This is a genomic window from Actinoplanes sp. OR16 (genome assembly GCF_004001265.1).
Classification (GTDB): Bacteria; Actinomycetota; Actinomycetes; order Mycobacteriales; family Micromonosporaceae; genus Actinoplanes.
In genome coordinates, this window is record NZ_AP019371.1 from 721,952 (window position 1) to 735,372 (window position 13,421).

At 70.8% G+C, this 13,421-nt stretch carries 12 protein-coding genes; 6 read left to right on the plus strand and 6 right to left on the minus strand.

From position 1 onward, the window contains the following. Nucleotides 1–125 precede the first annotated feature (125 nt). Nucleotides 126–1,064, plus strand: a complete 939-nt coding sequence (locus EP757_RS03265) for a phosphotransferase family protein (protein WP_127542724.1) — start codon at nucleotides 126–128, stop codon at nucleotides 1,062–1,064. Between the two features lies 1 nt (nucleotide 1,065). Here EP757_RS03265 and EP757_RS44430 read toward each other — a convergent pair whose 3' ends face one another. Genes EP757_RS44430 through EP757_RS03280 form a run of 3 tightly spaced genes read right to left on the minus strand, consistent with a single transcriptional unit; the run spans nucleotide 1,066 to nucleotide 4,367 of the window. Further along, nucleotides 1,066–2,967 carry an erythromycin esterase family protein gene (locus tag EP757_RS44430; protein ID WP_160165758.1) on the minus strand — a complete coding sequence of 634 codons (1,902 nt, stop codon included), beginning with the start codon at nucleotides 2,965–2,967 and terminating at the stop codon, nucleotides 1,066–1,068. Next, complete coding sequence (locus EP757_RS03275; protein WP_127542726.1) at nucleotides 2,964–3,365, minus strand: nuclear transport factor 2 family protein; 402 nt, start codon at nucleotides 3,363–3,365, stop codon at nucleotides 2,964–2,966. Before EP757_RS03275 ends, EP757_RS44430 begins: the two co-directional genes overlap by 4 nt. A 24-nt stretch (nucleotides 3,366–3,389) precedes the next feature. Beyond that, nucleotides 3,390–4,367 carry a class I SAM-dependent methyltransferase gene (locus EP757_RS03280; RefSeq protein WP_127542727.1) on the minus strand — a complete coding sequence of 326 codons (978 nt, stop codon included), beginning with the start codon at nucleotides 4,365–4,367 and terminating at the stop codon, nucleotides 3,390–3,392. Between the two features lie 163 nt (nucleotides 4,368–4,530). Between EP757_RS03280 and EP757_RS03285 the strand changes: the two genes are divergently transcribed. After that, a complete protein-coding gene (locus tag EP757_RS03285; protein ID WP_127542728.1) occupies nucleotides 4,531–4,992 on the plus strand; it encodes a hypothetical protein in 462 nt (153 codons plus the stop codon). 6 nt (nucleotides 4,993–4,998) lie between these two features. On the opposite strand, the gene EP757_RS03290 is transcribed toward EP757_RS03285, so the two are convergent. Then, complete coding sequence (locus EP757_RS03290; RefSeq protein WP_127542729.1) at nucleotides 4,999–5,664, minus strand: adenosylcobinamide amidohydrolase; 666 nt, start codon at nucleotides 5,662–5,664, stop codon at nucleotides 4,999–5,001. Continuing rightward, the gene (locus tag EP757_RS03295; protein WP_127542730.1) at nucleotides 5,654–6,187 is read right to left on the minus strand and encodes a GNAT family N-acetyltransferase; all 534 of its coding nucleotides are present in this window, start codon (nucleotides 6,185–6,187) and stop codon (nucleotides 5,654–5,656) included. The genes EP757_RS03290 and EP757_RS03295 overlap by 11 nt, the downstream gene beginning before the upstream one ends. A 61-nt stretch (nucleotides 6,188–6,248) precedes the next feature. On the opposite strand from EP757_RS03295, the gene EP757_RS03300 reads away from it, so the two are divergent. After that, on the plus strand, nucleotides 6,249–7,226 hold the full coding sequence (locus tag EP757_RS03300; protein WP_127542731.1) for a nitroreductase: 978 nt from the start codon (nucleotides 6,249–6,251) through the stop codon (nucleotides 7,224–7,226). A gap of 66 nt (nucleotides 7,227–7,292) precedes the next feature. Here the strand turns inward: EP757_RS03300 and EP757_RS03305 are convergent, their stop codons facing one another. Then, nucleotides 7,293–8,963: a sulfatase gene (locus tag EP757_RS03305; RefSeq protein ID WP_127542732.1), complete on the minus strand. Its 1,671-nt coding sequence runs from the start codon at nucleotides 8,961–8,963 to the stop codon at nucleotides 7,293–7,295. A gap of 98 nt (nucleotides 8,964–9,061) precedes the next feature. On the opposite strand from EP757_RS03305, the gene EP757_RS03310 reads away from it, so the two are divergent. The 3 genes from EP757_RS03310 to EP757_RS03320 are packed head-to-tail and all read left to right on the plus strand — an operon-like array spanning nucleotide 9,062 to nucleotide 13,388. Then, nucleotides 9,062–9,682, plus strand: coding sequence for a TetR/AcrR family transcriptional regulator (locus tag EP757_RS03310; protein ID WP_174262335.1), 621 nt, complete (start codon nucleotides 9,062–9,064; stop codon nucleotides 9,680–9,682). Beyond that, entirely contained in the window at nucleotides 9,676–11,430 is a 1,755-nt protein-coding gene (locus EP757_RS03315; protein WP_127542733.1) for an ABC transporter ATP-binding protein, read from the plus strand. Before EP757_RS03310 ends, EP757_RS03315 begins: the two co-directional genes overlap by 7 nt. Beyond that, complete coding sequence (locus tag EP757_RS03320) at nucleotides 11,427–13,388, plus strand: ABC transporter ATP-binding protein (protein ID WP_127542734.1); 1,962 nt, start codon at nucleotides 11,427–11,429, stop codon at nucleotides 13,386–13,388. Before EP757_RS03315 ends, EP757_RS03320 begins: the two co-directional genes overlap by 4 nt. Nucleotides 13,389–13,421: the final 33 nt, after the last annotated feature.

The following is a 13,421-nucleotide window of genomic DNA, read 5'->3' on the forward strand; positions in this document are numbered from 1 at the left end:
CCCGCTCTTTCCGTGCTCTTGCGTGAAGCCCCCTAGCAGCCTTGCACGCCGTCCTCTCTTCGGCGACACCCTCGACCCGTGGCGGCAGACACGCTGCCGGGACGGCCTGTTGTTCAATGCCTGTCATGCGCAGTCCGACTCAGCGATCTCTCACCCTCGACGACGTCGCCGCGATCGTCCGCGAAGGCCTCGGCTGCGATGTCAGCGCCGGCGCCGAGCTCACCGGGGGTGGTTTCGCCACCGTCTGGAGGGCCACTCTCCGCTCCGGAGATGCTGTCGTGGTCAAGGTGGGACCTCCGCCGGAGGCTCCCCTTCTGGGGTACGAGCGGCAGCTGCTGCCGGCCGAAGCCGAGTATCTCCGGATCGTCCGCGCCGAGGTGCCGGGTGTGCCCGTCCCCGAGGTCCTGGCCACCTCGGCCCTCGGCGCCGAACCGTCCTGGCTGATCACCACCCTGCTGCCCGGCCGGCCGCTCACCGAGGGCGACTCCCCCGAGGCCCGCAGGCAGCTGGGCGCCGCCGTGGCACGGGTGCAGACGGTGACCGGCCCGCGCTTCGGCTACACCGGCGACCGCCCGTCCGGCGAATCCTGGCCCGCCGTCTTCGCGGCGATGGTCGATCAGCTGCGCGCCGACGCCGACCACTGGAACGTGCCGCTGCCATCCCTCGACGGCCTCCTCGCCCGCCACCACGACGCCCTCGCCGAAGTCACCCGGCCCGCGCTGCTGCACTGGGACCTGTGGGACGGGAACGTGCTGGTGGCGCCGGACGGCTCACTGAGCGGGGTGGTCGACGGCGAACGCTTTCTCTACGGCGACCCGCTGCTCGACCTGGTCTCCCCCGCCCTCTTCCGGCGCATCGAGGACGAGCCGGAGCATCCCTTCCTGGCCGGGTACGCCCGGACCGAGCCGTGGACCAGCGCCGCGCTCGTCCGGCTGGCGCTGTACCGCGTCCACCTCTACACGCTGATGCTCACCGAGGGTCCGAGCCGGGGCATCCCGGCCGGCGGTGAACGCCACGACTACCTCACCGGTCTCCTGACCGCCGAGCTGAAGCACCTGTCCTGACTCAGCCGATCTCCGGCAGCGTGACGACGAGGTCGAACCCGTCCGCGACCGGCACCTCGGTCCACGAGTCCAGCACCCGCAGCCGCCGCGGCCCCTCGCCGGTACCCCGCAGCGGCCGCAGGTCGGCCAGCACGGGACCCGGATGCCCGGCCGCCAGCGCCTCGACGCTCCCCTCGGCCGGCGCCGCCAGCTCCACCTCGACGATCGCCACCCCACCCGGTTCGTCCGGCGCGGGGCGGCGCGTGGGAGTACGCCCGCCCTGAGCGGTGACCGCGATACTGACGAAATCGTCCCCCAGCGCCTCGGCCAGATGACTGCCGAGCACCGGCACCTCGACCTCGCCGAGCCGCAACGGCACCCGCTGCAGATGCGAGTTGGCGGCCAGCAGCACCACCCGCGGCCCTTCCCCACTCGCCACCACAGATCTTGAGCGATCCTGCACGTCCGGAGGTACGACATCGCTCAAGATCTGCGGGGAAGCACCGGCTGGGCCGCTGGAAGTCGCCTGAGGCCCCGCACCGTCGCCACCACCCGCACCGTCGCTGCCAGCGCCACCGTCGCCGCCACCAGCACCGCCGCCGCTCACAGATCTTGAGCGATCCTGCACACCCCGAGGTACAACATCGCTCAAGATCCGCGGGGAAGCACCGGCCCGGCCACTGAAAGACGCCTGAGGCCCCGCACCGTCGCCGCCACCACCAGCACCGTCGACACCCGCACCACCGCCGCCACTCACAGATCTTGAGCGATCCTGCACACCCGGAGGTACGACATCGCTCAAGATCCGCGGGGAAGCACCGGCCCGGCCACTGAAAGTCGCCTGAAGCCCCACATCGTCGCCACCACCCGCACCGCCACCACCACCAGTACCGTCGACACCCGCACCACCGCCGCCACTCACAGATCTTGAGCGATCCTGCACACCCGGAGGTACGACATCGCTCAAGATCCGCGGGGAAGCACCGGCCCGGCCACTGAAAGACGCCTGAAGCCCCGCACCGTCGCCACCACCCGCACCGCCACCACCAGCAGCGCCGCCGCCACCACCAGCACCGCCGCCACCACCGCCACCACCGCCACCACTCACAGATCTTGAGCGATCCTGCACACCCCGAGACACAACATCACTCAAGATCCGCAGGGGAGCTCTCGACAACAGGCCCAGCGTCGTCTCGGCCATCGCGGCGTCGCGGACGTTCGGCAGGAGCGAGCCGGCGCACTGCGCGCGCAGCGCCTGGTCGAGCAGGACGGCCAGGCGCAACTCGTGCCGGGCGACAGCGAACGCCGCGGGGCCGGAGCTGCGTCGATAGAGCGGGCCATCGGCGTCGAAGCGGGCGGACAGCTCGGCCAGCAGGGCGGTCAGCTCGTTGCGATCCGCAGCGGCCATCGCCCGATATGCGAGGAAGGCCGGAACCGTGTGCGGTCCGGCGTACGACATGGCGTGGGTGTGAATCCGCTCGAGAAGCTCCGCGGCACCGGGATCGCCGACCGTCGAGAGGTAGCGGCCCAGGCTCTCCAGCGCCGGCAGCATCGAGGCCAGGTCGCCGGGCAGGTCGATGCCGGCGAAGGCGACCGGGGTGCCCCGCTCGTTCAGCTCACGCAGCATCGCCAGGAACTGCCGCTCCTCGGCGAGCCGGCCGTGCCGGTAGGTCATGCCCGTCTCGGCCACCTCGGCGAGCGAGCCCTCCCCGCCGCGGATCCAGCGGTCCACCGCGAGACCCTCGCTGAACCCGGATTCCACGGCGACCACCGTGAAGCCGAGTTCCTCCACGAGGAAGCGCACCACCCGGCTGCGCAGCTCCCAGAACTGCGGGACGTGATGGGCCGACTCCCCCACCGCGACCACCCGGGCGTCCCCGACGAGAGCGGCAAGCGGTTCGAGGTCGTCGTCCAGCGAGATCACCCGAACACCTCCGGCGCCGGCTCGGAACGGCCGGGCGTCGCGTGCGAGTAGTCGCGGGACTCGGCGACCAGCCCGTCGGCGCCGAAGCGCAGCACCGTGCAGCCGGAGATGGTCAGCGGCTCGTCGCCCGGGTGGATGACCGCCCAGTACTCCACCGCGGCCGTGTCGCCGTCCACCAGCGGTTCCGCGAACCGGACTTCCGCCGGGCGCTTCTCTTCGGCGAAACATTCTTGGAGGTACGCCCGCAGCCCCGCTCTTCCGGAGTACCGCCGGAACATCGACGCATAGTGGTCACCGGACTCGGCCTGGAGGGCGGTGATCGCCTCCACGTCCTGCGCGGGCCAGGCACGGGTCCATACCTCCGCCCAGCGGCGCGCGAGCATTCTGACGTCGGTCACGGGACCGAAGGCTATCGAAGGGCGTCAGCAGCGGCCAGCGAGGGCCAGGAAGCGGTCCGGGACGTCCTCGTAGTCGCGCAGCTCCCACCCGGCGCCGGCGAGCAGCGGGCCGAGGCGTTCCTCGCTGAGCGGTTCGCCGGGTCGCAGGGTGCGGCCGTGCCGGGCGGCGAGCTGCGCGCGGCCGGTCGGTTGGAAGATCGCCAGCGTGCCGCCGGGACGGGTGACGCGGGCCAGTTCGGCGAGGCCGGCCACCGGGTCGGGCAGGTGGTGGACCAGGCCGGCCGCGAAGAGCACGTCGGCGGAGGCGTCGGCGGCGGGGAGGCGGCGGGCGTCGGCCAGGACCAGGGCGGCGCACTCGTCGCGGCCGTCCTTGCGGGCCTGCTCCAGCATCTCGGGGGTGAAGTCGAGGCCGAGGACCCGGCCGGTGGGTCCGGCAGCGGCGGCGAGTGCCGGCAGCGCGCGGCCGGTGCCGCACCCGACGTCCAGGACGACGTCGCCGGGCTGGACTCCGGCGAGGCGAACGGCTTCGGCGTACCGGGGCATGTCGTCGGAGAATTTGGCGTCCCAGCTCGCCGCCTTGGCCGCGAAGAAGGCGCGGCTCTCGGAGAGGTACCACCGGTCGGGGTCGGCCAGGTCCGGGTCGATCTGCCTGATCACCGGCCACTCCGGGTCGCGGTGGTCGATCACGACCTGGGCCCGGCGCTCGCCGCCGCCCTCGGCGAACCGGTGACGGGGGCCGCCGCGCAGGAAGACCAGGATCCGGTCGGTGGCCGGTTCGAGGACGTTGAGGGCCGAGTCGGACAGGCCGCCACCGGGACCGGTCAGGCCGAGGACCGCGTCGATGCTCCAGGCCCGGGACGCGGACGGGAACGCGGCGGCGAGGCGTGAGGCGAACGCTGCCGCGGCGCCGGGATCACCGCCGTCGACGATCACGGTGAGGGGCGCGCGCGGAGCCAGCACCTCGGCGAGCAGGGCGGTGACTTCGGCGATGCGTTCGGGCACGCCCACCAGCATGGAGGGTCGGAGTGACGTGCGCAACGCCCTCAGCGCAGGGCGATTCACCCGAATTTGTCGGTTCTTTCGTGCCTATTTCCGCTGGTACGGCACCGAACTCCCGCCACTAGCGTCGAAATGCCGACAGCACCCATGAAGCGGAGGCGCCCGAGTGAAATCGCTACCGGTCATCCTGATCTCCTGCGCCCTGGCACTCACCGGCTGCGGCACGGAACCGGCCGCGACCGGGAACGCCGACGGTGGCGGCGGCGTTCCGGCCACCAGCCTCGCGCCGGAGGCGATCGGCCGGGTCGAGGTCTTCGCGTCGGAATCCCTGCGGAAGACGTTCGACCTGATCCGGGACGACTTCCAGGCGCGCAATCCGCAGGCCGAGGTGGTCCTCGGCTACGGGACGAACGCGGAACTGGCCGGCCAGGCGGCCGACGTCCTGGCGACCGACGACCCGGCGGCGCTGGACGGGGTGGCCGTCTCCGGGCAGCCGGGGACGTTCGCCGGTGGCCGCCTGACCATCGCGGCCCTGAACACGGCGCCAGAGACGACGATCTTCATAGACTACCTGCGGGAGGGCGGCGCGCAGCGGATCCTCACCGACACGGGCGTGCTGAGGCCCTAGCCCGGATCAGGAACGCGAGGACCAGGAGCGGCCGGTCGCCAGGTTGACCGCGCCGCCGTCGAGCACGGCCCGGTGCACCGCCCGGGCCATCGGCGCGCCCCACCGCGACCGCGGCCCGCCGTAGGCGGCGACCGGGCCGCCGAGCGGGCAGAGCACCACCACCGCGTCGGTGGCGGTGCCCGTCGCGGCCAGGCCCAGATCCCCGATGGCCTGCGCCTTCGCCTCGGTGGCGGTCGCCACCGCGTTGATCAGGGCGCCGTCGCCGAGCCGTTCCGGCACCCACACCACGATGTTCACCGTCCCCGGCCGGTGCGCGAAGCCGGCCGCGCCGGGATCGGACGCGGGGATCGGCGCGCCGAGGCCGACGGTGGCCCAGACCCGCACGCCGTCGTCGCCGGCGGACACCACGTCGGCCACGTCCACTCCGGTCATCAGGCCGACGCCGGCGCCGGTGAGGCCCAGGTTCCCGGCGAGCTCGGCGAGGTGCGCGTCCGGGTCGGGCCGGGAGTACGACATCGGCACGCTCGCGTTGATCAGCCACTCCCGCGGTCCGACACCCCCGCCGAGGACCGCCGTCGACGCGGCGAGCAGCGACGACGGGAACCGCCAGAGCAGCAGCGGGACGTCGCGGCCGTCCTCCCGCCGGTGGGTGCGGGACGGCTCAGTGAGCATTCAGCAGAGCCCAGATCTCGGTGTCCCGGCGGGTGCCCTTCCACGGGTACGCCTCCCGCAGCGTGCCCTCCAGGGTCATGCCGAGCCGGCGGGCCACGTTCGAGCTGGCCACGTTGCGCGGGTCGCAGTGCCACTCCACCCGATGCATGCCGCGGACCCGGAACGCCCAGTCGATCAGCACCCGGACGGCCGCGGTGATCAGCCCACGGCCGGTCGCGGCCGGCTCCAGCCAGCAGCCGATCTCGCAGTTGCCGGATCCGGTGTCGAAGGCCACGAACATGGTTCCGCCGACCAGGACGCCGTCCCGCCAGATGCCGAAGAGGCGGCCGGTGTCGGCGGCCTGCCTGTCGGCGTACCGGCGCAGCGTCGCCGTCGCGCTCTCCAGGTCGGTGCTGATGCTCGCCCACGGGATCCACGGGTCGACCGTCTCCCGGGCCCGATCCATGTGCGCCAGGAACTCCGCGGCCTGCCAGGGCTCGAGCGGCCGCAGCTCCGCGCCGTCGCCTAGATCAATTGAGAACACCTGGGCAGACTAGGGTCTGAAGGCCGTGCTCGGAGCACCCGGTACCGGGAATACTGGTGTCATGAGCAACGCGGAAGAGGTCAAGAAGGCCCTGGTGCAGGCTGCGGACGCTGCACGATTCGCTCCTTCGATCCACAACACTCAACCGTGGCGCTGGGTCGTGCAGAGCGGTGAGCTCCGGCTTTTCGGCGTGACCGAGCGGCAACTCACCGAGCAGGACCCGGAGGGCCGGATGCTGCTGCTCAGCTGCGGCACCGCCCTGCACCACGCCCAGGTGGCGCTCGAAGCCGAGGGCTGGCGCTACGAGATCTCCCGGCCGGACACCCCGGAGAACGGGCCGCTGGCGATCATCACGCTGACCGAGCGGGAGCCGATCCGGCCCGAGGCCACCCGGCACTTCCAGATGTTGCAGGTCCGGCGCACCGACCGGCGCACGGTCACCGACGACGCCGTCCCGGAGAGCGTGCTGACGTTCCTGACCAAGGCCGCCGAGGAGGGCGGCGCCCGGTTGCACGTCCTGAACCGGGACCAGGTCATCGAACTGGCCGTCGCGGTCGAGCAGTCGCAGAAGGCGCAGGACACCGACGAGCGCCTGCGCGCCGAGATGGCGAACTGGGTCGGCGGCGAGCGCGAGGACGGCACCGGCATCCCGGCCTCGGCGCTTCCCGAGGAGCTGCCGCTCACCACCGTCGCCGAGCGTGACTTCCAGGCCAAGGGGACGCTCGCGGCAGGCGGTGGGCACGATCGGAGCGCGACGTACGCCGTCCTCTACGGCACCGGCGACGACTCCGTCGACTGGCTGCGTGGTGGCGAGGCGCTGAGCCGGTTGTGGCTGACCGCCGCCGAGCAGGCCGTGAGCCTCCTGCCGCTCAGCGGCCCGGTGGAGATCCCGTCGAGCCGGGTCGCCCTGCGGGAGATGCTGGGCGGCCTGGGCTGGCCGTTCCTCGCGCTGCGGCTCGGCAGCCTCGACCCGGCCCACTCGGCGCCGCCGAAGACGCCGCGCCTGCCGGCCGGCCAGGTCATCGAGATCGTCGACTGAGCGCCGGAAGAGGCGAACCGGCCGGCCACGGGGCGTTGTGGCCGGCCGGTCCAGGGTGGAGGAATGTCAGTGCGGGTCGCCGTCCGGGCCGAAAGCGGTCAGGAACCGGTCCCGGAAGGTGTCCATCCGCCAGACCGGGGCGTCCGGGGCCGGCTTGAGCCCGTCGGTCCAGCCCCAGGACGCGATCCGCTCGAAGATCTTCGGATCCTTCGCGACGATCGTGATCGGCACGTCGTGGGTGGCGTTCTGCCCGACCACCACCGGCGCCGGCTGGTGGTCGCCGAGGAAGACCATCACCAGGTCGTCCTCGCCGTACTCGGCGGCGTGACCCAGCAGGCTGTCCAGCGAGTAGGCGATCGACCGGGCGTACTCGGACTTGACCCGGTCGCCGTCCTTCCACAGGCTCTGCGGTGATACGGCGCCGCTGACCATCGGGCCGTAGACGCTGCCGTCGCCGACCTCGTCCCAGCCGACCATGCTCGGCACCGGCGCCCACGGGGTGTGGCTGGAGGTCAGCGTGATCTCGGCGAGCAGCTTCCCGCGGTCCTTCTTCGCGTATTCGAGCTTCTGGAACGCCGACATGACGTACTGGTCGGGCATCGTGGACCAGCTGAAGGCCGGGCCGTTGTAGCCGAGCGTGTGCGAGTCGTAGATGTGGTCGTAGCCGTAGAACCGCCCCTCCGGCCACGCGAAGGTGATGCCCGGCTCGACGCCCACCGCGCGATGCCCGGAGTTCGCGAACGCCCTGGTCAGGGTGAGCCGGTCGGTGGAGACCAGGCTGCGGTACCGCTGCTCGTTGTCGATCCACAGGCCGGACAGGAACGTGGCGTGCGCGAGCCAGCTGCCGCCGCCGGCGGTGGACGAGGTGAGGTATCCGCTGCGGGACGCGAACCCGGCCTTCGCCAGCTTGCCGCCGTTCGCCGCGAGACTCTCCAGCACCGCGCCGTTGAACTGCGGGTTCTCCACCGCGTCCCGTCCGTAGCTCTCCACGAACGAGACGACCACGTCGTTGTCCCGCAGCGCGGTCAGCAACTGGTCGGCGGGCCGGTCCCGGAACGCGTCGACCTGCACCTCCTCGGCGAACCGCTTCCGGTCGCGCAGGTCGTTCGGCAGGGCGAGCGCGGTGTGCGCGGCGAGCTCGGCGGCGGTGTACGACGCGACCGGGATGCCGCCGATCAGCTGGAAGCCCAGCGCCGTGAGGGCGACCCAGGCGGCGCCCACCGCGCCGAGGCCCCGCCAGGCCCCGGCACGGTGAGCCGTCATGACGCCGGCCAGCCGGTGGACCGCCCAGGCCATCCCGGTGACCAGCCCGGCGGCGAGGACGACGGCGCCGGCGGCCGCGGCGATCGCGGCGGGCTTGCCGATCGAGTCGGTGAGGAAGTTGAAGCCGTCGTCGACGAGGATCCAGTCGAGGACCGGGTCGAACCGGCGGGCCAGCACCGCGAAGAACCCGATGTCGATGAACTTCACGACGGTGAGCAGGCCGAGCAGGACGCCCAGCCCGATGACGATCGGCGTGCGGGCCCGGCCGAGGCGCCCCCGTACCGGGAGCAGGAGCAGGATCGCGCCGGCCACCAGAGCCTCGACCGGGACTCGCAGGAGAGCGGTGAAGGCCGAATTACCGGGCGGAAGCCGGAAGATCTGGTCCGGCACGATGAGTGCCAGGAAGACCAGGACTGCGGCAAAACCGGTGGTCAGGTGCCTTGCTACACGGCGGTACGGCTTTTCGTCGCTCACATTCTGTTGATACGCCTCTTCCGCCGATCCGGTTCGACCGCCCCACCCATGACAAAAGTCAGTGGATGAGTGAGTGCTCGCTCATTAGGCTGGCCGGCATGGAGAACAGGCGCAGGCGCGTGCCCGCCATGGCACCCGAGGAGCGGCGGGAAGCGCTGATCGCGGCGACCATCCCCCTGCTGCACGAGCACGGCCTCGACGTCAGCACGCGGCAGATCGCGCACGCCGCCGGGGTCGCCGAGGGCACGATCTTCGGCGTCTTCGAGAGCAAGAGCCAGCTCGTGGTCTGCTCGATGATCAAGGCGCTCGACCCGCAGGGCACGCTCGACGGGATCGCGGCCATCGATCCCGCCGCCGATCTGCGGGAGCGCGTCGCGATCACGGCCGAGCTGGTGCACCGGCGGTTCACCGAGCAGGCGCACCTGATGGGCGCGGCCCGCCGGCTGATCTTCAGCGCTCCCGACCCGGCCGCTCAGGAACGCATGGTGGCGGCCCGCGAGCGGCTGCGCGAGGCGGTGGAGGGCGTCTTCGCGCCGGACGCCCACCGGTTGCGGGTCTCGGTGCAGCGGGCCACCCGTCTGCTGCTGCTGAACTGCGGCGCCGACGCCTTCGGCCCGTTCGGCGAGCCGGAGACGTTCAGCGGCGCCGACCTGGCCGCACTGCTACTGGATGGAATTCTGACAACCGAAACGGAGCGGGGGGATCAGGCGACGTGCTGATCAGACTACTTCGCGTCCACCTGCGTCCGTACCGAACTGAGATCGCCCTCGTGGTGCTCTTCCAGTTCCTGCAGACGCTGGCGACGCTCTACCTACCGGCGCTCAACGCCGACATCATCGACAACGGCGTGGTCGAGGGCGACACCGGCTACGTCATGCGGGTCGGCGCCGGCATGCTCGGCATCACGCTGGTCCAGATCGCTGCTCAGGGTGTGGCGGTGTACTTCGGCGCTCGCACGGCCATGGCGGTCGGCCGTGACCTGCGCGCCTCCATCTTCGAGCGGGTGCAGACCTTCTCGGCCCGCGAGGTCGGCCAGTTCGGCGCGCCCTCGCTGATCACCCGGACCACGAACGACGTGCAGCAGATCCAGATGCTGGTGCTGCTCACCTTCACGCTGATGGTGTCGGCGCCGATCATGTGCGTCGGCGGCATCGTGCTGGCGCTGCGGGAGGACGTGCCGCTCTCCTCGCTGCTGCTGGTCATCGTGCCCCTGCTGATCACCGTGGTCGGCCTGATCATCACCCGGATGCGGCCGCTGTTCCGGCTCATGCAGGTGCGTCTCGACCGGGTCAACCAGGTGATGCGCGAGCAGATCACCGGTATCCGGGTGATCCGCGCGTTCGTCCGGGACGACCACGAGCGGGAGCGTTACGAGGTCGCCAACGACGACCTCACCGACGTCTCGCTGCGGGTCGGCCGGATCATGGCGCTGATGTTCCCGACCGTGATGCTGATCGTGAACATCTCCAGCGTCGCGGTGGTCTGGTTCGGCGGTCACCGGATCGACTCGGGTGGCATGCAGGTCGGCGAGCTGACGGCGTTCATCAGCTACCTCATGCAGATCCTCATGTCGATCATGATGGCGACCTTCATGTTCATGATGATCCCTCGCGCCGAGGTCTGCGCTGAGCGGATCAAGGAAGTGGTGGACACCGACACCAGCGTGACGCCGCCCGCCGAGCCGGTCACCACGCTGGCGCGACACGGTGAGCTCGAACTCCGGGACGTGGATTTCCGGTACCCGGGGGCCGAGGCAGCGGTTCTTTCCGACGTACAATTGAAAGCTCGTCCCGGTGAAGTCACAGCGATCATCGGCAGCACCGGTAGCGGGAAGACGACACTGCTCAACCTGATCCCCCGGCTCTTCGACGCGACCAGCGGGACGGTCCTCGTGGACGGCGTCGACGTCCGCGACCTCGATCCCGATCTGCTGGCCCGCACCATCGGCCTGGTCCCGCAGCGGCCCTATCTGTTCACCGGCACGATCGCCTCCAACCTGAGGTACGGCAACCCGGACGCCACCGACGAGGAACTCTGGACGGCGTTGGAGATCGCGCAGGCGAAGGCCTTCGTCGAGTCGATGGAGGGCCGGCTCGACGCCCCGATCGCCCAGGGCGGCACGAACGTCTCCGGTGGTCAGCGCCAGCGTCTCGCGATCGCCCGCACGCTCGTGCACCGCCCGGAGATCTACCTCTTCGACGACTCGTTCTCGGCCCTCGACTACGCCACCGACGCGGCGCTGCGAGCGGCTCTCACCGACTATCTGACGGCCGACGGAGGTCAGGAGGCCACCGTCGTGATCGTCGCGCAGCGGGTCAGCACCATCCGCGACGCCGACCGGATCATCGTGCTCGACGACGGCAAGGTGGTCGGCACCGGCACGCACGACGAGCTCATGGGCAGCAACCCGACGTACCGCGAGATCGTCCTCTCCCAGCTCACCGAGAAGGAGGCGGTCACCCGATGAGCGAGAACCGGCCGCAACCGCGGCCCATGGGTGGCCCACCGGCTGCCCGGATGATGATGGCGGGCGGACCGCCGGAGAAACTGCAGGACTTCAAGGGCTCCACGAAACGCCTGCTCGGCCTGCTCAAGCCGCAGCGTGCCCTGGTCGGCGCGGTGCTGGCGTTCGGCGTCGTGAGCGTGACGCTCTCGGTGCTCGGCCCGTACCTCCTGGGCCAGGCCACCAATGTGATCTTCAATGGCGTGATCGGCCAGATGCTCCCGGCCGGCCTCACCAAGGACCAGGCCGTCGAGGCCCTGCGTGCTCGCGGTCAGGGCAGCCAGGCCGACCTGGTGTCCGGTTCCGGCGCGATCCCGGGCGAGGGCATCGACTTCACCGAACTCGGCCACATCCTCCTCTGGGTCGCGGTGATCTACCTCTTCGCCTGGGTGTTCGGCGTGCTCCAGGGCCGGATCACCGCCCGCGTGGTGCAGACCGCCGTCTTCGACCTGCGCAACCAGGTCGAGGCGAAGCTGGCCCGGCTGCCGCTCTCCTACTTCGACAAGCAGGCGCGCGGCGAGGTGCTGAGCCGCGCCACGAACGACACCGACAACATCGCGCAGACCCTCCAGCAGACGTTCGCGCAGCTGGTCACGGCCCTGCTGATGATCGTCGGCGTACTCGGCGTGATGTTCTGGATCTCCCCGCTGCTGGCGCTGATCGCCCTGGTCACCGTGCCGGTGTCGATCTGGCTGACCACGGTGATCGGCAAGCGGTCGCAGCCGCAGTTCGTGGCGCAGTGGAAGACCACCGGCCAGCTGAACGGCCACATCGAGGAGATGTTCACCGGCCACACGCTGGTCAAGGTCTTCGGCCGGCAGCAGGAGGCCGCCGACACGTTCCGCGAGCACAACGACAAGCTGTACGCGTCCAGCTTCCGCGCCCAGTTCATCTCCGGCCTGATCCAGCCCGCGATGATGTTCATCTCGAACGTCAACTACGTGCTGGTCGCGGTCGTCGGTGGCCTGCGGGTGGCGTCCGGCACGCTGACACTCGGCGACGTGCAGGCGTTCATCCAGTACTCGCGCCAGTTCAGCCAGCCGCTCACCCAGGTCGCCAGCATGGCGAACCTGGTGCAGTCCGGCGTGGCCTCGGCCGAGCGGGTGTTCGCCCTGCTCGACGCGCCCGAGCAGACGCCCGACCCGGCGCCCGTCGACATGCCCGCGGTGCAGGGCCGGATCACGTTCGAGAACGTCTCGTTCCGCTACCTGCCGGACAAGCCACTCATCGAGAACCTGTCGCTGACCGTCGACCCGGGTCAGACAGTGGCGATCGTCGGGCCCACCGGCGCCGGCAAGACCACCCTGGTCAACCTGCTGATGCGGTTCTACGACGTGACCAGCGGGCGGATCACCCTGGACGGGGTGGACATCGCCACGATGCCGCGGGAACAGCTCCGCGAGCAGATCGGCATGGTCCTGCAGGACACCTGGCTGTTCGGCGGCACCATCGCGGAGAACCTCGCGTACGGCGCCTCCCCGGATTCGCACGATCACGAGCTGGTCGTACGGGCCGCCGAGGCCGCTCACGTCGACGGGTTCGTCCGGATGCTCCCCGAGGGCTACGAGACGACGATCGACGAGGAGGGTTCGAACATCAGCGCCGGCCAGAAGCAGCTCATCACGATCGCACGGGCGTTCCTGGCCGAGCCGAGCATCCTGATCCTCGACGAGGCCACCAGTTCGGTCGACACCCGGACCGAGGTGCTGATCCAGCGGGCCATGAACACGTTGCGGACCGGGCGTACCAGCTTCGTGATCGCCCACCGGCTCTCCACCATCCGCGACGCGGACGTGATCCTGGTGATGGAGGAGGGCAGCATCGTCGAGCAGGGCACCCACGACGAGCTGATCGCTGCTGACGGGGCCTATGCGCGGCTCTACTCGGCGCAGTTCGCGCAGGCCGTGGTCGAGGTGGACTGACGGAGAAGGGGGCGGCCACCTGGCCGCCCCCTT